Raw genomic sequence first — 18879 nt, 5'->3', positions numbered from 1 at the left:
TAAATTTAATTACAGTACAAAAGTATAATAGAAAAGCCCAGCTCATATCGATTAAATATCTAAAAATTAAAGAATTATTAATTTCATAAAATAGCGATTACTTTTTGTTTAAGTATGTAAAATTTAAACGGTAATTTTATCGGATTAATAACATACCTAACATATCCTTTCTCCCTGATTTTCAACTATATCGTTTTCGAAAATACTTATTATTAAAACTCAGAAAATCACAAGGTATATAAAGTGAAAAAAAAGGTATATTTATACTATTAAAATACGATTATGTTCGGGAAGAAAAAACAAGTTACAACTATAGATAAAGACCAATTAGAACTTATAGAAAATGCTCAAAATCGCATTAAACAGAAAAAGCGTTTATATATTCATTTTGTCATCTTTTTAATTGGTGCTGTGTTTTTAATTTTAGCCAATACAGTTTTAGGTATTGGTAAAGATTTTAAAATAGCTGGGATAGATTGGTTTGTATATGCCATTTTAGTTTGGTTATTTCTTTTTATATATCATTTTACGACAGTTTTTATTACTCATAAATTTATGAGCAAAGAATGGGAAAAACAACAACTCGACAAATTAGTGAATCAGCAACAACAGCGTATTGATAAGCTAAAAGAGACTTTCCTAAAAGAAGAAACGAAAATTGCACAATCTCAAGCTTATAATGAAGCTAAGTCTGTAGAAGTTGAAACTGCATCAGAAAAAAAAAACTCGAATGAGCTAACAATTATTGTTGCAGCTGGAGAAAATAATGCTATAGGTAAGGACAATGACCTCATTTGGCATTTAAGTGACGACCTAAAGCGTTTTAAGAAACTTACCAACGGTCATCATATTATTATGGGACGAAAAACATTTGAAAGCTTTCCTAAACCTTTACCAAATCGTATTCATATTGTTATCACTAGACAGACCGATTACAAAGTGCCAAATGGTGTTATTATAGTTAACAATCTTAAAGACGCCTTAGATGCTGCCAAAAATGACAGGCAACCCTTTATTATTGGTGGAGGCGAGATTTACAAACAGTCTATTTCTTTAGTTAATAAGCTTGAAATTACAAGAGTACATTCTACTTTTGATAATGCAGACACCTTCTTCCCTGAGATAGATAAAACTATATGGAAAGAAGTCAGTAGAACAACTCATGATGCTGATGAGAAACATGCCCATGCATTTTCGTTTATTACGTATTTGAGAAAATAATTATTAATTAACTCATTCTAATTAACATTAGCTCATTTATAAAATGAGCAGGCAACCCTTACCCTATTTTCTGCGTCTTTATATATAAATGGCTACCTTGTTGAATAGGAAATCAGTTTCAAAACTGTAACGCTTCTAGAATTTAATCGTCATATTAAAAACTAATCAATCAAAAAACCGCTTTATGAGTACACTAAAAATCAACAATTTATCAAAAACTTATGCTAATGGTGTAAAAGCCTTAGTAGATGTAAATCTTGAATTAGAGAACGGAATGTTTGGACTTTTAGGTCCCAATGGAGCTGGCAAATCCTCTTTAATGCGAACGCTTGCTACATTGCAAGAAGCAGATTCTGGAACAGCTACTTTAGATGATATTGATATATTGAATAATCCAGCTGAACTTCGTAAAGTCTTAGGTTATTTACCTCAAGAATTTGGTGTATATCCACGAATCACCGCTGAACAATTATTAACACATTTGGCTATTCTAAAAGGTATTACTAATACTTCTGAACGAAAAGAATTAGTAAAATACTTATTGGATAAAGTAAACTTATATGATAAGCGTAACAAATCGGTTAAAGGCTTTTCTGGCGGAATGAAACAACGTGTTGGTATTGCACAAGCATTGATTGGAAATCCTAAATTGATTATTGTCGATGAACCAACTGCAGGTCTGGATCCTGGCGAGCGAAATCGCTTTTATAATTTGTTAGCTGATGTTGGTAAAGACGTCATTGTTATTTTATCTACACACATTGTTGATGATGTTACTGAATTATGTACCAAAATGGCCATTATGAATTTGGGCGAAATTGTTTATCAAGGTTCTCCACAAGCTGCCATTGAGGAATTGAATAGCAAAGTGTTTCAAAAAATCGTTGGCAGAGACGAACTTCAAAATTATGCTAATGAGTATAAGATAATTTCAAACAAAATGGTCGGTGGCAAGCCTATTATTCATGTATTTAGTGACGAGCATCCGCAAAACGGATTTGAACAAGTCACACCCAATTTAGAGGATGTTTTCTTTTCTAAAATCAACACTTCAAACGTACTTGTTTAATCTTTCCTAACTATTTTAATCATGTTTAAAACATTCTTTTTATCAGAATTAAAGTATACGCTTAAGCAACCTATGGTGTATATCTTTATATTTATTTTGGCCTTGATGGAATTCTTCGCTACAGTTAGTGATAACGTACAAGTAGGAGGAGCCATTGGTAATGTCTATCGGAATTCGCCATATACAATTACTATCCATGTAACTGTCTTCTGTATTTTTAGTCTACTAATGGCTGTTGCATTTTTTAATAATGCAGCCTTACGAGATCATAATAATGAGTTTAATGAAATACTATTTACAACTCCATTAAGTAAACCGGGCTATTTTTTCGGTCGCTTTTTTGGTGCTTTATTGGTTTCAACTTTACCATTATTGGGCGTTTTTATAGGTATGCTAGTTGGCACCTATATGAATTCTATTTTTGGATGGTTAGACACTGCACGTTACGGTGAATTTTATTTTGAGACCTTCTTAAACAATTATCTTTTATTTATTCTGCCAAATATGTTTCTTGCCGGAGCTGTGATCTATGCCATGGCAAATAAATGGAAGAGTACAATCATTTCTTTTGTTGGCGGATTGACTATTATAGTAGCCTACCTTGTTTCCGGTTCGTTAATGTCTGATGTTGATAACGAAACCATTGCTGGTTTATCAGATATATTCGGCATAAATACCTACTCCATAGAAACCAAATATTTTACTCCTGCCGACAAAAATACGATTAGCCCAAGATTTTCAGGTGTTCTATTATGGAATCGATTGATTTGGACTGGAGTTGGAATTATAATTTTAATGCTATCCTATTTCAGCTTTTCATTTAAAGAGAAGAACAAAAAAATTAAGAAAGAGAAAATAAGTACTTCAGGTAAAGACACTGTATTTGCACTACCAAAGTTAAATCCAACTTACAATGTTTCAACCAACTGGATTCAATTTAAAAGTTTCTTTTACACTAACTTTTTAAGTATTGTTAAGAGTGTTACGTTCAAGATATTATTCTTGTTTTGTATAATCATTTTGGTTACAGATTTAATTGGTGGCTTTGAGTATTTCGGATTACAATCCTATCCATTAACATATAAACTCATCGATTCAATAAAAGGGAATACAAACCTTTTTATGATTATCATTCTTACGTTTTTTAGTGGTGAATTAATTTGGCGCGATAGAGATTACAAAATCAACGAAGTTGTGGATGCAACAGCGCATACCTCTTTTATATCTATGGCAGCCAAGGTGTTATCCTTGGTATGTATAACTTCTATTTTAAATCTTTTCTTTATTGTTATTGCAATTGTTTATCAATTATTTCATGGTTTTACACGTATAGAATTAGATGTCTATCTCTTAGATTTCTTTTATTCTAATCTAGCACTTTATATAGTGTTTGGTGGTATTATGATTATGATACAAGTGCTGTCTAGCAACAAATATATTGGCTATTTTATATCAATATTGGTGCTTTTAGTGTGGGAAATTGTCTTAAGTATTTTAGATATTTCTACCAATATGCTAAACATTGGCGGAGGAGGTTCGGTTTTCTATTCGGATATGAATGGCTTCGGACCAGGATTGACAAGTACCTTATGGTTTAATTTATATTGGATCTTACTGTCGTTCTTAAGTATACTTATTGCAGGTGCACTCTGGAATCGTGGTTCAAAAAGTTCTTTATTTAGTCGTATAAAAACGGCTAGAAAAGAAGTGCCTAAAAGTTACAGAGGTTTTATAGCATTAACTGCAATCGCATGGATTGGTCTTGCTAGCTTTATTTATTATAATACCCAAGTATTAAATCCATACCGTTCTGGTGATACTACGGAGCAACTTCAGGCAGATTTCGAAAAAAAATATAGTAAATATAAAGATGCTGTACATCCTAAAATCACTGATGCCAAGTACTTTATAGATATTTTCCCAAATAAAAGAGATATTCATGTAAAAGCAGATATAGAATTAACCAATGAATCTAATGTAGCAATTGATTCACTTCACTTTTTCAATAATGAAGGTTGGGATACAAAACTTAATATTCCAAACGCTAAACCTGTTTATAAAGACACTACCTATTTATATACCATTTATAAATTGAGTCCTGCATTACAACCAGGTGAAACAATTGTAATGAAACTAGATAATAAATTTATTACTAAAGGCTTTGAAAATGGTCGTGGTCCAACTATGATTGTAAAAAACGGTACTTTCTTTAATAATGGTGATGTTTTACCAAGCATGGGTTATAATAACGGTTATGAACTTTCTGATAAAAACACACGAAAAAAATATGATCTAAAGCCCAAAGAACGTACACCAAAACTATCTGGTGAACTCAGTGAATTACACAATCGAAATTATATAAGCAATGGTCAGTCCGATTATATAAATGTAGAAACGGTAATCTCAACAATAAAGGAACAAACTGCAATAGCACCTGGTTCTTTAATTAAAAAATGGGAAGAAAATGGGAGAGACTATTATCATTATAAAACGGATACTCCTTCTCTAAATTTCTATTCATTTATGTCCGCTGATTATGAAATCAGAAAACGTAAATGGAATGGTATTGACATTGAGGTTTATTATGACGAAAAGCATCCTGAAAATGTGGACATGATGCTTGATGCTGTAGAACGTTCATTAGATTATTTTACTAAGAATTTTGGTCCTTATTTCCATAAACAATGTAGAATTATTGAGTTTCCACGTTATGCCTCTTTTGCCCAAGCATTTCCAGGAACTATGCCTTATTCTGAAGCTATCGGATTCATCATTAATCTTGAAGATGAAACCGAAAACAACATTGTAGATTCTGTAATAGCCCACGAAATGGCACACCAATGGTGGGCGCATCAGGTTCTTGGTGTAAACATGCAAGGCTCTACTATGTTCAGCGAAGGTTTTTCTCAATATGCATCTAGAATGACCTCAAAAGGTATGACTGAAAATCCAATGAAAATGAGACAGATGCTTAAATACGATCACGATCGTTATTTAAGAGGACGTAGTGGCGAACGCGAAAAAGAACTACCATTATATGAAGTGGAGAATCAAGCCTATATCCATTATGGAAAAGGGAGTGTTGTGCTTTATGCTTTACAAGATTATATAGGTGAAGATAAAGTGAATTTGGCGATGAAAACTTTCTTAGAAGAGTATCGCTATAAAAAACCACCTTATCCAACGTCATTAGACTTTCTAAGACATTTAGAACCTCAGGTTCCAGATTCTCTACAATATTTAATTACGGATTGGTTTAAGGAGATTACGTTATACGATAATCGTCTAAAAGAGGCTAATTACAAAATATTAGATAACGGTAAATATGAAGTGACAATGGAGATTGAAAGTTCTAAAATAAAATCGGACAGTCTTGGTAACGAAACTAGAACAGCTATAAACGACTGGATTGATATTGGTTTCTTTATGGATGACGATGAGGAACGTCTTTACAGTCAAAAACGTGTAAAGTTCAATAAAGAAAAATCATCAATTACAATGCAGTTAGATTCATTGCCAGTTAAAGCTGCCATTGATCCGAGACATCTTTTAATAGACCGTGTTTATAAAGATAATATTAAAAGTATTAGCCTAGAAGATTAAAAGATCATCTTCAAACATAAAACACCCTTTCTATGAGTCTTAGAAAGGGTGTCTTTGTATAATTCATTTTTGTATTAATCTTTATTCAAAATTTCAAAATACTGCCGCATAGGCTCAAAATAATGCTCTTCCCAACCTTTTTTATAATATTCACCAGAATCTGGCACATTGGTATGATTCAAAGTTAAAGTTGTTTCATCATCGTGTTCGGAAAGTAAAACCTCAATTTGAGAATCAGCTTCATTCTCTTCAAAATTTGTACTTCTCCAAGATTGTACAATTTTACTATAAGGTTCTAACTCCAAATTTTTCCCGGAAATATAGCCTTCCCAAGTAGTAAATGATTCACCCACTTTATCCGAAACAAAAGCTGCACCTCCTGTCATTTTACTATGTCGTTGTGTACTCAACCAAGATTTATAAATCTGTTTTGCAGTTGCCTTTATTTGTGTTGTTAATGTATACTCCATATCGATCAATTATTATATTTCTTTCGTTTAACTTTTGTCATAATAAATATAACTAATTTCGCATTATGATAAAAGCTTTGCAACTACGTATTAATCTACATCAAGAAGGAAAATCGGATGGATTGCTTAATAAAGCAGCTTATGATTTGGGCATGAAACCTTCTGATATTACTGGAATTAAAATTCTAAGAAAATCGATTGATGCACGTAAGCGAAATATTATGTTCAACTATAAAGTTGAAGTTTATATCAATGAACCTGTTCCTGAAACTTCAGAATATCACTTTGACTATAAAGATGTATCAAAAGCTAAACCTTTACATATAATTGGTTTTGGTCCTGCTGGTATGTATGCAGCACTACGCTGTATAGAGTTAGGGTTTAAACCTATTGTATTAGAACGTGGTAAGAATGTACAAGATCGTCGTCGCGATTTAAAAGCTATCAATCAAGACCATTTTGTAAACGAAGATTCTAATTATTGTTTTGGTGAAGGTGGAGCTGGTACTTATTCAGACGGAAAATTATACACACGTAGTTTAAAACGTGGAGATGTTCGTAGAATATTTGAAAACTTAGTTTTTCATGGAGCAACAGATCAAATTTTAGTAGATGCTCATCCACATATTGGGACTAATAAATTACCAAAAGTGGTTCAGAATATAAGAGAGACCATTATTAAATATGGTGGTGAAGTTCATTTTGAATCTCGTGTTTCAGACTTTACGCTAAAGGATAATAAAATTGTTGCTATTCAACTTAAAAATGGAGACGAACTCAATGTTGAAAAAATAATTTTAGCAACAGGACATTCTGCTAGAGATATTTTCTATTTATTGAATAATAAGAACGTGGCTTTAAAAGCGAAGTCGTTTGCGATGGGAGTTCGTGTAGAACATCCACAACAGATTATTGATGGCATACAGTATCACTGCAAAGGAGAACCAAGAGACGAGCTATTACCAGCTGCTGCATATAGTTTAGTTCAGCAAGTTAACAATAGAGGTGTGTATTCATTTTGCATGTGTCCTGGTGGATTTATTGTACCTGCAGCAACAGCAAATGGAGAAGTTGTGGTTAATGGCATGTCTCCTTCTAGGCGGAATAATAAGTTTGCAAATTCTGGTATTGTCACCGAAATTAATGTTGATAAAGATTTATACAAATACGAACAGTTCGGTGCGTTAAAAGCACTACAATATCAAAAAGATTTAGAGCGATTAGCATTTACGGCTGGTGGCAGACGACAATCTGCTCCTGCACAACGTTTAACTGATTTTGTAGAAGGTAATTTATCTTCTAGTTTAAATGAAACCTCATATCAACCAGGAATAAAATCTGCGCCATTACATTCTTTATTACCAAAAATAATTGGTGGTTCACTTAGAAAAGGGTTTAAAGCTTTTGGAGAAAAAATGAAAGGCTATTATACTGAAGAAGCTAATATTATTGGTGTAGAATCTCGAACCTCATCACCTGTAAATATTCCAAGAACGGAAACCTTAGAACATCCTGAAATCATTAACTTATATCCTTGTGGAGAAGGTGGAGGTTATGCTGGTGGAATTATTTCTGCCGCAATGGATGGCGAACGATGTGCAGAAGCTGCTACTTCTAACTTATAAGTTTAATATTATTCCTATTTTTGCAACTTAAATTGAAATTAAATGAATGCATATATATTTCCAGGTCAAGGAGCCCAATTCTCAGGAATGGGTTTAGATCTTTACGAAAATTCACCTTTAGCACAAGAGTTATTTGAAAAAGCTAATGAGATTTTAGGATTCTCTATTACAGATGTAATGTTCGAAGGCACTGCTGAAGATTTAAAGGAAACTAAGGTAACGCAACCTGCAATCTTTTTACATTCGGTAATCTTAGCTAAAACATTAGGAGATACGTTTAAACCAGATATGGTTGCTGGTCATTCGCTTGGCGAATTCTCAGCACTAGTTGCTGCTAGTGCATTAACTTTTGAAGATGGATTAAAATTAGTGTCACAACGTGCTCAAGCTATGCAAAAAGCTTGTGAAGTACAACCAAGTACAATGGCTGCTGTCTTAGGTTTAGACGATGATATTGTTGAAAAAATATGTACTACAATAGAAGGTGTTGTAGTTGCTGCAAATTATAACTGTCCAGGTCAATTAGTGATTTCTGGAGAAGTTGAAGCTATTAATAAAGCTTGTGAAGCGCTTAGAGAAGAAGGAGCAAGACGTGCTTTAGTATTACCTGTTGGTGGTGCATTTCACTCACCAATGATGGAACCAGCTAGAGAAGAATTAGCAGCTGCTATAGAAAACACAACGTTTAGTAAACCAAATTGCCCAATATATCAGAATGTAACAGCATCTGCTATTACTGATGAAAACGAAATAAAAGCGAATTTAATTTCGCAATTAACGGCTCCTGTTCGCTGGACACAATCTGTACAACAAATGATTGAAGATGGTGCTTCGCATTTTACAGAAGTAGGTCCTGGTAAAGTTTTACAAGGCTTGGTAAGGAAAATAAATAGAGAAGCAGAAACAGCTTCAGCAACTTTTGAAACTAACGCTTAATCCCCAAAAAGTTTTGAAAAGAAATCTATTTATCACACTATTTATTGTTTTCAATATCGCTATTGACCAAATTTCAAAAGTATGGGTTCGTGCAAATTTTGAATATCGAGAAACAAAGTCTCTAATTGGCGACAAATTCATTATGCAATATGTAGAAAACAAAGGTGCTTTCCTTGGAATGGGAAGTGATATGAATCCAACTTTAAAACTTATTTTCCTCCTAATACTTCCAACTTTAGTCTTAGGTTATGTCATTTATTATATCATTAAAACTAAAGAATTAGACCGTTTAAGTCTTATTGCATTTTGTTGTATCATTGGAGGAGGTATTGCCAATGTTTTTGACCGTATCGTTTACGGACAAGTTACTGACTTCTTCTTTATCAACTTAGGAGGCATTTTTAAAACAGGGATTTTTAATGTTGCTGATCTTTCTGTAACTACAGGAATGATTATGTTATTATTCAGTGGTCTATTCAGCAAAAATAAAAAAGAAGTTTTAGAAGCCTAGGCTTAATTACTGTTTGTAAATCACACCGTTTTTCATTACAAAAATAGCGTTCTCCATTGTAGAAATGTTTTTTATTGGGTCTTCATCTACAGCAATAATATCTGCTAAGAAACCTTCTTTAATTTGCCCGAGTTGATTTTCCATATCTAACAATTTCGCATTTGTAATTGTAGCAGATTGTATACTAAACATCGGTGTCCAACCAGCTTCAACCATATAAGCAAACTCTTTTGCATTTTCTCCATGAGGAAATACACCTGCATCTGTACCAAAAGCAATTGGTACATTTTCACTTATTACCATTTTAAAAGTTTCATCTAAAACAGCCATTGTACTTGTTATTTTAGGTAAAATTACCGCAGGATAATAATTTGGAATTTTTGCTTTTTCCTCCACATAACGTCCAGCCGATAAGGTAGGCACTAAATAAGCACTATTTTGCTTCATTAGAGTTGCAATTTCTTTATCCATGAAGGAACCATGTTCTATTGTTTGTACTCCTGCCTTAACTGCACGCTTCATACCTTCCTTGCCATGAGCATGTGCAGCCACAACCATTCCATATTCTTTAGCAGTCTTCACAATTTCATTTACCTCCTCTTGAGTAAATTGAGCGTTTTGTCCATTTTTAGCGACACTTAAAACTCCACCTGTGGCTGTAATTTTAATAAGATCTGCTCCATTTTTATAGCGTTGTCTTACAGCTTTTCTAGCATCTTCTATACCATTTATTACTCCTTCAGCAGGCCCAGGATCTCCCATCAAATCTTTTCGCATTCCATTTGTAGGATCCGCATGACCTCCTGTTGTACCTATAGCCTTTTCGGCAGTGAAAATTCTTGGTCCAGAAACTGTTCCTTTATTAATAGCATTTCTTAATGCAACATTTACACCACTTCCTCCTAAATCTCTCACTGTAGTGAAACCAGCCATTAATGTTCTTTTAGCAATTTCCACAGACACGAATGCAACATCAGCATTGTTTTTTGTAAACCTTTCTAAATAACGTGTTGGACTTGTTTCTCCTTCAATATGTACATGCATATCTATTAAACCTGGCATTACAGTTTTCGATTTTAAATCAACTACTGTATCTTCAGAATTTTTGGGATTTACATAACCATTTTCAACAGAAATAATCTTATCACCAGAAACTACAACTGTTTTTTTCGAAAGGACTTTACCAGATTTTGTGTCAATTAATTTGCCACAATGTAAATAGGTGTTTTGTGCAGTTAGTGATACAGTAAATAATAACACTAAGATTCTGAGTAAAGCTTTCATCTGTTTATTTTTATTTGTTTCTAATTTTTTGTTCCCATTTCCATGCAGAAGACATAGCATCATCTAACGTCAATTGCGTTTTCCAACCTAAAATAGTATTAGCTTTTGAAGTTTCGGCATAAGCAGCAGTGATATCTCCTTCTCTTCTATCTACAATTTGATACTTTAATTTTTCGCCCGAAACTTTCTCAAATGACTTAATAGCTTCTAAAACTGAACTTCCTGTTCCTGTTCCTAAATTAAAAACTTCGAAACCAGAATCATTTTTATCTCCTAATAAACGTTGTAATGCCACTACATGTGCCTTAGCTAAATCCACAACATGAATATAGTCTCTTACACATGTTCCATCTGGTGTTGGATAGTCTCCTCCAAAAACAGATAATTGATCGCGCATACCAATACCAGTCTGTGTAATAAATGGCACTAAATTTTGAGGTACTCCAATTGGCAATTCTCCTATTTCAGCAGTAGGATGTGCACCAATTGGATTAAAATAACGTAATGCAATACTGTTAAGCATATCATTGACTTTACAGGTGTCTCGGATAATTTCCTCACCAATTTGCTTCGTGTTTCCATAAGGAGATTCTGCTGGTTTTACAGGAGCATTCTCCGTAATTGGCAATTCATCTGCTTGTCCATAAACCGTACAAGATGAACTAAAAATAAAGTTCTGCTGCTTAAGTTCACCCAGTTCTTGTAGTATATAAACCAAGGTATTAATATTATTTTCATAATATTTTAAAGGGTTATTCACACTTTCTCCTACGGCTTTGCTCGCTGCAAAATGAATTACACCAGCAACATCATTATGGGTTTTAAAAAAACTTTTTACGTCTTCTTTTACTTTAAGATCTAACTTTTCAAAATATGGTTTCACTCCTGATATCGCGATAATACCATCTAAAACTTCTACAGAAGAATTACTTAAATCATCTATTATCACAACTTCAAAGCCTTCATTTTGAAGCTCTACTACCGTGTGAGAACCAATAAAGCCTAAACCACCTGTCACTAAAATTTTCATATTACTAATTTGCGTTTATAAAATTTAAAATTGTCGATGTTATATACTCTATCTGTTCATCATCTAGTTCTGTGTGCATTGGCAAAGAAATCACCGATTTCACTAACTGATTTGTAATTACAAAATCAGATTCGTTGTAACGATCATCAACATAAGCTTTTTGTTTATGTAACGGAATTGGATAATACACGCCACAAGGGATATTTTTCTCTTGTAAATGTGCAACTAATGCATCTCTATCCACATTATTTAAATTCAAAGTGTATTGATGAAATACATGAGAGTCATCACCATCATTAATCTCTAAACCTTTTGGTGTAATAATATTTGCGTGATTTTTAAAAGCGTTATTATACTTTTTAGCTGCATTTCGTCTTGCAGCATTATAAGCATCAAGGTGAGGTAATTTAGCATTTAAAACAGCAGCTTGAATTGAATCTAAGCGCGAATTTACACCAACAACATCATGATGATATCGTTTGTACATTCCATGATTTACAACACCTCTTATGGTATGAGCTAAATCGTCATCATTTGTAAAAATTGCTCCTCCATCTCCATAACAACCTAAGTTTTTAGATGGGAAAAATGATGTAGAAGCGACATCTCCTATAGCACCAGCTTTAGTTTTACTTCCATCTTTATGTGTATAGCTAGCACCAATTGCTTGTGCATTATCTTCTATAACATATAAATTATGAGTTTTCGCTAATGCCATTATTTCATCCATTTCTGCTGGCAGACCAAATAAATGAACAGGTACTATGGCTTTTGTTTTTGGCGTAATGGCCTTCTTAATAGCCTCAACATCAATATTAAAAGTTACTGGATCTACATCAACCAAGACTGGAGTCAATTGCAACAATGCTATAACCTCAACAGTTGCTGCAAAAGTAAAATCTGCTGTTATTACTTCATCCCCAGGTTTTAGACCCAAGCCCATCATCGCAATTTGCAAAGCATCTGTACCATTAGCACATGGAATAACGTGTTTGACACCTAAATAATCTTCTAGATTTTTCTGAAATTGATGTACTTTTGGACCATTAATAAAAGCTGCACTATTCATCACTTCTTCTATTGATGGATCTACAACGTCTTTAATTTTAGCATATTGACCTTGAAGGTCTACCATTTGGATTTTTTTCATTCTGAAGATTATATTTTGAATATTATAAATGCCGAAAGGCCTAAGCGAAAATACAAAATTGTAATTGCTGTGCCAATGGTTTTAATTGAAAGAAATGTATTTTAGCACAAATCTTTGTCTTTGAGAGTAATCTATTCTATAGGAATTTATATCGCAAGTTTTGTCGTTAAGCTTTTGTCGCTTTTTAATAACAAATTAAAACAAGGCGTTATTGGAAGAAAAGAATCCTTCAGAAAGCTTGAAAATGCTATAAGACCAGAAGACAAAACATTTTGGTTTCATTGTGCTTCACTTGGGGAATATGAACAAGGCTTACCTGTTTTTGAAGCTTTAAAAATTAAGTATCCTAACTATAAAATTGTATTATCCTTTTTTTCACCTTCTGGTTATGAAGTTCGAAAAAATACAAAAATTGCAGATGTAGTTGTATATCTTCCATTAGATACTAAAGCTAATGCAAAACGTTTTCTTAACCTTGTGAATCCTGATTACATCATATTCGTAAAGTACGAGATTTGGCCAAATCTTTTAGTAGAAATCAAGAAACAGAACTTAAATATCATTCTCATTTCTGCTGTATTTAGAGACAATCAAAGCTTTTTTAAATGGTATGGAGGTTTTATGACATCTTCGTTATTCGCTTTCAATCATATCTTTACACAAGATGAAAATTCAAAAGAATTACTAGAAACTATAGATTATAAAAATGTTTCAGTTTCTGGTGACACACGTTTTGATCGTGTTTCTAATCAATTAAAAGTCGATAATTCTGTTTCATTTATTGAAGATTTTAAAACTAATAAAACATGTATTGCCTTTGGGAGCACTTGGCCAGAAGATGATAAATTGTATTTAGATTTTATTAATAATAATTCTAATCGAGGTATTAAGTTTATTGTTGCACCACATAATATTAAAACAAGTTATACAAATTCATTAAAATCTAAGCTCAATGCTAAAACAATTAGCTATTCTGAAATGGCTGACAAAAACTTAGCTGATTATGATGTTTTTATTTTAGACACCATTGGTTATCTAAGTAAAACTTATAGCTATGCAGATATTGCCTATGTAGGTGGAGGAGCTGGCACAACCGGATTGCATAATATATTAGAACCAGCTGTATTTGGTATTCCCATACTTATCGGAAAAAACTACAATAAATTTCCAGAAGCAAAAATTCTTATAAATGAAGGAGGAGTAACTTCAGTTTTAAATTCAAATGGATTCAAAATTGTTTTAAACAAGTTATTAGATGACAATAACCTAATTGAAACTCAAGGAAATATTAATAGCCATTTTATTGAAAAAAACAAAGGAGCTGTCATCCAAATCCTTAATTACATTCGTATATAGCACAGATGTACGTAGAATAAGTACTAAAATAATGTTAAAAATTCATTGAAATTAGTATTTTCGTATATTAACAAAAATTAACACTAAAACTATTAAAATGAAAAAAGTTGTATTAAGCTTAGCACTAGTTGCTGTGCTAGGATTATCATTTACTTCTTGTAGAGAAACAAAGGAGAAGACTGAAGACGCAGTAGAAAACGCTGCTGAGGCTACTAAAGATGCTGCTGGTGATGCAGTTGATAGCGTTAAAGATGCTGCAAGCGATGCTGCTGATGCTGCTGGTGATGCAGTTGACGGCGCTGTAGATGCTGCTGGCGATGCGGTAGATAGCGTTAAAGAAGAAGCAAAAGACATGGCTAAGGATGCGAAAGACGCTGCTAACGATGCAGTTGACAAAGCTAAAGACGCTGGAAAAGATGCTGTTGATGCAGCTAAAAAAGCTGGTAACGATGCTGTAGATAAAGCAAAAGGTAACTAATTACTTTTTCGTTATAAAACTAAAAGCCTGATTTTTATCAGGCTTTTTTTATGTTCAAATCTGAGCTATCTATTTAGTCGATCCACTCAAATTAAGTTCACTTGGCACTACAATAGTTTGTAGTTTATGATCTTCAGTACTTATACTATCAATAAGTAGTTTCATTGACATTTCACCAATTTTATGCGCTTTCTGGTGGATAATTGAAATTTTTGGACTAGATAATAGTTGTGTATGTTCATAACCAAATCCTATAACAGACACATCTTTCGGAATGTTCTTCCCTAATTTTTTAATCATATTAATAGCTACAATTCCTGTAATATGATCTATTGATATGATGGCATCAATCTCTTTATTTTTACTTAAATAGTTATAGATATTTTCCTCTACATCAATAGCATTGTCTAGCTTTAAAATATGGGGTTTTAAATTATGGTCTTTTAATGCTTTAGAATAACCTTCTGTTCTTAGCTTTCCAACACTTAACTCTTCAATATTACTTACTAAAAGAATATGTTTTCTATGTTCTTTTTCAATTAAGTATTGTGTTGCCTCATATAAGGATTGAAAATCATCAACAATAACTTTATCACATTCAATCTCATTGACGACTCTATCAAACATTAAGATTGGTATTTTACTATTTATAATAGCTTGTAGATGCTTTGTTTGTTTCTTCACTTGGCCTTCTCTTGCAACAGCCATGATAAAACCATCAACGCTTCCATTAGACAATAACTCTAGGCTACGTTCTTCTTTATGTAAAGTTTCATTAGATAAACAAACAATGATGTCATAATCATTATTTGTAGCGGCCATTTCGATACCATGTAAGACTTCAGCAAAAAACGGATTAGTTACTGTTGGTAAAATAACACCAATCGTTTTAGTTTTGTTATTCTTTAACTGTTGCGCTATTCTATTCGGTCTATAGTTAAGTTCAGCAGCCAATTCTTTTACACGTGTTCTAGTACTCTCGCTAATTTCGTGGCTATCATTTAGCGCTTTTGATACCGTAGAAATTGATATATCTAATAGTTTCGCTAACTCTTTAAGTGTTGTCATTTTAATACTATTTTAATTATAGAACTCTAATATTTTTTCTGTCTACAGTTTTCGATTTATACTATTTTAAAATCTGACCTATTGCTTTTTTTGTATCAGTAACTGGCAGCTTACACGTACCATTTACACAGACATAGACAAAAGTTTCGCCCTCAATAAACTTGTTTTCTAACAAGGGTAAATCACTGTTTTTGTTAGATCCAGATATTAATATATTAGGAAGATAAGATGCATCTAATTCTTTTAGTTTTGAAAGTGCATCTGATCCAGATATTGCAACTTCATAGTAAGGATTGGCATAATTTAAATACAACACCAACCAATTTGTATAACCTGAAGGTACTTTTTCTAGATTCTCATTTACATTGCTAAGCATTTGCTTTGCCAAATTGGAGTACGTTTTGTTAGAATAATAATGCCCTAATTTAAACAAAATCTCTGCTAAAACGGAATTAGAAGACGGTATTACATTATCTAAAACGTCTGTTTTTCTTGTAATTAAATTGGTCTCATTGTCTGAAGTAAAGTAAAACATGCTCGTTTCTTTATTCAAGAAATGTTTAATAGTGTAATCCATTAATTCTTTTGCAGTTTTTAGCCATTGCTCATTAAAAGTAGCTTGATATAACTCTATATATGCCGCTATAACATGTGCATAATCCTCTGAAAAACCTTCAATTGTACTTTTTCTATTTTTATAATTATGAAACAACAAACCATCTTCTTGAATTTGGTTTTCTTTTATAAATTCAGCATTATTAACAGCCTTATCTATATAAGATTGTTCTCCAAAAACGCGATAGGCATCAACATATGCTTTTAACATCAGCGCATTCCACGACGTCAATGCTTTATCATCCATTCTTGGTCGCTCTCTTTTGGCTCTTAATTCATAAAGTTTTGTTTTCCATGAAGAAATTTTTAAATGTAATTCTTCTAAAGTGATATTGTTTGTTTTAATAAACTCTTCATCGTTTTTTGTTTTGTAAAGTATATATTGATCTTTTTCCCACTTTCCGGTAGAATTGATATTATAATAGGATTTGAATAAATCAAAATCATTTCCTAATATTAATTTTAGCTCATCCTTCGTCCAAGTATAAAACACACCTTCTTCTAAGACTCCTTCTTTTGTTTTACTATCTGCGTCAAGAGAGGAATAAAATGCACCTTCTTTTTGTGTTAACTCTTTATCAATAAAATTGAGTGTTTCTGTAACTATGGTCTTAAAAGCTTCATTTTTGGTGAGTTGATAAGCTTTTGAATACAAGCTCACTAATTGTGCATTGTCATATAACATTTTTTCAAAATGAGGGACATGCCATCTCTCATCTACTGAATACCTTGAAAAACCTCCACCTACTTGATCATAGATACCTCCATTTGCCATTTTAGTCAATGTAGTGAGAACAAATTGTTTTAAGTCTTCATCATTATTTTGAAAACTATATCTCAACAAGAAATTTAAGTTACTTGGCATCGGAAACTTAGGTGCTCTTTTTTGGCCACCCAACTTATAATCCAAAGACTGTTTTAACTCTTCTACTATAGGTTCAATCTGTTGCTTATTAAACAAAACATCCTCCTTGTTAACTTTTATAAGGTCAGAATTCTTAACTCCCTCTGTAAGTTTTTCTGCGAATGCTATAACCTTCTCTGGATCGTTTTTATATAGACTAGACATGTCCTCAAGAATTTTTGTCCATTGTGTTTTGGTAAAGTATGTTCCTCCAAAAACGGGTCTTCCGTCTGGTAAGGTTATACAGTTTAATGGCCATCCACCACTACCAGTCATTAACTGAACAGCATTCATGTATATCTGGTCAACATCTGGTCGCTCTTCTCGATCCACTTTGATATTAATGAAATTATCATTCATTATTTTGGCTACAGAATCATTTTCAAAACTTTCTTCCTCCATTACATGACACCAATGACAAGCTGAGTAACCTACTGAAATTACAATTAGTTTATTTTGTTCTTTAGCTAGCTTTAGAGATTCTGAATTCCACGCCTTCCAATCTACTGGATTATATGCGTGTTGCAGTAAATAAGGGCTTGTTTCCTTTATTAGATCATTAGCGTTTTTCTCATTAACATTAGTCACAGCAGTCTTGTTTTGAGAGCAACTCATACTGGTTAAAACTATAAATATAAAATAAAGTGCTTTTTTCAAGGTTTAAAATTTAGTATTTCTAATTGTAAATTGTGCTACTAAATTAAAACATCATAAAGTTAATATATAAAAAAAAGCGTGTTTAAATGTTTTAAACACGCTTTTTAATAAAGATTTATAAATTACTATTAATCTTATTGTTTAATAAGTTTAACCGTTTTAGATCCATTAAGACCTTCAATTCTTGCGAAATAAATTCCAGAATTTAACGATGAAGCATTTAACTTCAGAGACTTAACTCCAAAGGGTCCTAAATAAATAGGATAAAAAAGTTGATTTAATGTTTTGGATTTCTTTTTTCTATTAAAAATCTAGCTTGAATACAGATATTCAAGAAAGTATTAAAACCAAAAAAGCCGAAACTTTCGTTTCGGCTTTTCATCAGTACACTACATTGACCTATTCTCGAACCAATATATTGATTTATTCAAAGGTTTATCGAATTTATAAAACAGCAAAGAGTTTTAAGGTAGAGCGTACAGAAAAAATATCGAACCTTTTAATGCAAGAACTTAAACAATTCAAACAACTTAATTTACAACCAAACAATATTGACTTTCCAATACATAAAGTGACTCACTAGTATTTATAATACTTCATATTGGGATGGTACAAATTTGGCACAAATAATATCTAAATATTTAAAAGTAAATCAAATTAGTATAATTGAATACAATTTCTATTTTTCCATAAAGGTTTGCCATTTTATGAGTACAAACTTTTCTACGTTATGTTCAATTTTTTTTAAAAATCCATATTCGTAAACGAATAGATAAACATCTCCTTTTTTGTTCTTCCAGTAATGGGTAAAGAATTTCGAGTCGAATCCCACCCCTAATAGCACCTCTGACCTAATGACAGCTTTACCAGCTTTATTATACTCCTTGAGTAGCTTTCTGTTA

At 32.4% G+C, this 18879-nt stretch carries 16 protein-coding genes and 1 pseudogene; 9 read left to right on the top strand and 8 right to left on the bottom strand.

The annotated features are described in order from the left end of the window. Positions 1-282 precede the first annotated feature (282 nt). The 3 genes from QZZ53_RS05860 (at position 283) to QZZ53_RS05850 (ending at position 5893) form a co-directional block, all read left to right on the top strand. Positions 283-1221 (top strand): dihydrofolate reductase, encoded by a 939-nt coding sequence (locus tag QZZ53_RS05860; RefSeq protein WP_296382493.1) that lies wholly within the window; start codon positions 283-285, stop codon positions 1219-1221. Positions 1222-1405: 184 nt separating this feature from the next. Beyond that, positions 1406-2290 (top strand): ABC transporter ATP-binding protein, encoded by an 885-nt coding sequence (locus QZZ53_RS05855; RefSeq protein ID WP_296382492.1) that lies wholly within the window; start codon positions 1406-1408, stop codon positions 2288-2290. Between the two features lie 21 nt (positions 2291-2311). Beyond that, positions 2312-5893 carry a M1 family aminopeptidase gene (locus QZZ53_RS05850; RefSeq protein WP_296382489.1) on the top strand — a complete coding sequence of 1194 codons (3582 nt, stop codon included), beginning with the start codon at positions 2312-2314 and terminating at the stop codon, positions 5891-5893. Positions 5894-5967: 74 nt separating this feature from the next. Here the strand turns inward: QZZ53_RS05850 and QZZ53_RS05845 are convergent, their stop codons facing one another. Beyond that, on the bottom strand, positions 5968-6363 hold the full coding sequence (locus tag QZZ53_RS05845) for an SRPBCC domain-containing protein (RefSeq protein WP_296382487.1): 396 nt from the start codon (positions 6361-6363) through the stop codon (positions 5968-5970). 65 nt (positions 6364-6428) lie between these two features. Here QZZ53_RS05845 and QZZ53_RS05840 point away from each other — a divergent pair, with 65 nt between their 5' ends. From QZZ53_RS05840 to lspA, 3 genes are read left to right on the top strand one after another with little or no spacing between them, the layout of a single operon-like run. Next, positions 6429-7988 (top strand): FAD-dependent protein, encoded by a 1560-nt coding sequence (locus QZZ53_RS05840; protein ID WP_296382485.1) that lies wholly within the window; start codon positions 6429-6431, stop codon positions 7986-7988. A gap of 42 nt (positions 7989-8030) precedes the next feature. Further along, positions 8031-8924 carry an ACP S-malonyltransferase gene (gene fabD / locus QZZ53_RS05835; protein WP_296382483.1) on the top strand — a complete coding sequence of 298 codons (894 nt, stop codon included), beginning with the start codon at positions 8031-8033 and terminating at the stop codon, positions 8922-8924. A gap of 13 nt (positions 8925-8937) precedes the next feature. Continuing rightward, entirely contained in the window at positions 8938-9435 is a 498-nt protein-coding gene (lspA, locus tag QZZ53_RS05830) for a signal peptidase II (protein ID WP_296382481.1), read from the top strand. Positions 9436-9441: 6 nt separating this feature from the next. Here the strand turns inward: lspA and QZZ53_RS05825 are convergent, their stop codons facing one another. Genes QZZ53_RS05825 through QZZ53_RS05815 form a run of 3 tightly spaced genes read right to left on the bottom strand, consistent with a single transcriptional unit; the run spans position 9442 to position 12899 of the window. Beyond that, on the bottom strand, positions 9442-10719 hold the full coding sequence (locus QZZ53_RS05825) for an amidohydrolase family protein (protein WP_296382479.1): 1278 nt from the start codon (positions 10717-10719) through the stop codon (positions 9442-9444). A 10-nt stretch (positions 10720-10729) separates the two neighbouring features. Continuing rightward, complete coding sequence (galE, locus tag QZZ53_RS05820; protein ID WP_296382477.1) at positions 10730-11749, bottom strand: UDP-glucose 4-epimerase GalE; 1020 nt, start codon at positions 11747-11749, stop codon at positions 10730-10732. Between the two features lie 4 nt (positions 11750-11753). Next, positions 11754-12899, bottom strand: a complete 1146-nt coding sequence (locus QZZ53_RS05815; protein ID WP_296382475.1) for a DegT/DnrJ/EryC1/StrS family aminotransferase — start codon at positions 12897-12899, stop codon at positions 11754-11756. A 120-nt stretch (positions 12900-13019) separates the two neighbouring features. On the opposite strand from QZZ53_RS05815, the gene QZZ53_RS05810 reads away from it, so the two are divergent. Both QZZ53_RS05810 and QZZ53_RS05805 read left to right on the top strand, forming a co-directional pair. Next, positions 13020-14255: a glycosyltransferase N-terminal domain-containing protein gene (locus QZZ53_RS05810; protein ID WP_296382473.1), complete on the top strand. Its 1236-nt coding sequence runs from the start codon at positions 13020-13022 to the stop codon at positions 14253-14255. Positions 14256-14352: 97 nt separating this feature from the next. Beyond that, complete coding sequence (locus tag QZZ53_RS05805; protein ID WP_296382471.1) at positions 14353-14733, top strand: hypothetical protein; 381 nt, start codon at positions 14353-14355, stop codon at positions 14731-14733. A gap of 69 nt (positions 14734-14802) precedes the next feature. On the opposite strand, the gene QZZ53_RS05800 is transcribed toward QZZ53_RS05805, so the two are convergent. The 3 genes from QZZ53_RS05800 to QZZ53_RS17130 form a co-directional block, all read right to left on the bottom strand. Beyond that, complete coding sequence (locus QZZ53_RS05800; protein WP_296382468.1) at positions 14803-15801, bottom strand: LacI family DNA-binding transcriptional regulator; 999 nt, start codon at positions 15799-15801, stop codon at positions 14803-14805. A gap of 61 nt (positions 15802-15862) precedes the next feature. Next, positions 15863-17977: a thioredoxin domain-containing protein gene (locus QZZ53_RS05795; protein WP_365940370.1), complete on the bottom strand. Its 2115-nt coding sequence runs from the start codon at positions 17975-17977 to the stop codon at positions 15863-15865. Between the two features lie 134 nt (positions 17978-18111). Beyond that, positions 18112-18207: a T9SS type A sorting domain-containing protein gene (locus QZZ53_RS17130; protein WP_365940375.1), complete on the bottom strand. Its 96-nt coding sequence runs from the start codon at positions 18205-18207 to the stop codon at positions 18112-18114. An 86-nt stretch (positions 18208-18293) separates the two neighbouring features. On the opposite strand from QZZ53_RS17130, the gene QZZ53_RS05790 reads away from it, so the two are divergent. Continuing rightward, complete coding sequence (locus QZZ53_RS05790) at positions 18294-18560, top strand: hypothetical protein (protein ID WP_296382466.1); 267 nt, start codon at positions 18294-18296, stop codon at positions 18558-18560. A gap of 96 nt (positions 18561-18656) precedes the next feature. Here the strand turns inward: QZZ53_RS05790 and QZZ53_RS05785 are convergent. Beyond that, a pseudogene (locus tag QZZ53_RS05785) lies at positions 18657-18879 on the bottom strand (hypothetical protein); the annotation flags it as partial.

It is taken from the genome of Winogradskyella sp. (genome assembly GCF_016744625.1).
In the GTDB taxonomy this organism is placed as follows: domain Bacteria; phylum Bacteroidota; class Bacteroidia; order Flavobacteriales; family Flavobacteriaceae; genus Winogradskyella.
Note: the sequence above shows the minus strand (reverse complement) of the source record. Positions and strands in the feature narration are given on the sequence as shown.

What these genes read in the sequence shown, in the direction of transcription:
- QZZ53_RS05860 (WP_296382493.1), top strand. Translation starts at nt 283, where the DNA reads ATGTTCGGGAAGAAAAAACAAGTTACAACTATAGATAAAGACCAATTA.
- QZZ53_RS05855 (WP_296382492.1), top strand. Translation starts at nt 1,406, where the DNA reads ATGAGTACACTAAAAATCAACAATTTATCAAAAACTTATGCTAATGGT.
- QZZ53_RS05850 (WP_296382489.1), top strand. Translation starts at nt 2,312, where the DNA reads ATGTTTAAAACATTCTTTTTATCAGAATTAAAGTATACGCTTAAGCAA.
- QZZ53_RS05845 (WP_296382487.1), bottom strand. Translation starts at nt 6,363, where the DNA reads ATGGAGTATACATTAACAACACAAATAAAGGCAACTGCAAAACAGATT.
- QZZ53_RS05840 (WP_296382485.1), top strand. Translation starts at nt 6,429, where the DNA reads ATGATAAAAGCTTTGCAACTACGTATTAATCTACATCAAGAAGGAAAA.
- fabD (WP_296382483.1), top strand. Translation starts at nt 8,031, where the DNA reads ATGAATGCATATATATTTCCAGGTCAAGGAGCCCAATTCTCAGGAATG.
- QZZ53_RS05825 (WP_296382479.1), bottom strand. Translation starts at nt 10,719, where the DNA reads ATGAAAGCTTTACTCAGAATCTTAGTGTTATTATTTACTGTATCACTA.
- galE (WP_296382477.1), bottom strand. Translation starts at nt 11,749, where the DNA reads ATGAAAATTTTAGTGACAGGTGGTTTAGGCTTTATTGGTTCTCACACG.
- QZZ53_RS05815 (WP_296382475.1), bottom strand. Translation starts at nt 12,899, where the DNA reads ATGAAAAAAATCCAAATGGTAGACCTTCAAGGTCAATATGCTAAAATT.
- QZZ53_RS05805 (WP_296382471.1), top strand. Translation starts at nt 14,353, where the DNA reads ATGAAAAAAGTTGTATTAAGCTTAGCACTAGTTGCTGTGCTAGGATTA.
- QZZ53_RS05800 (WP_296382468.1), bottom strand. Translation starts at nt 15,801, where the DNA reads ATGACAACACTTAAAGAGTTAGCGAAACTATTAGATATATCAATTTCT.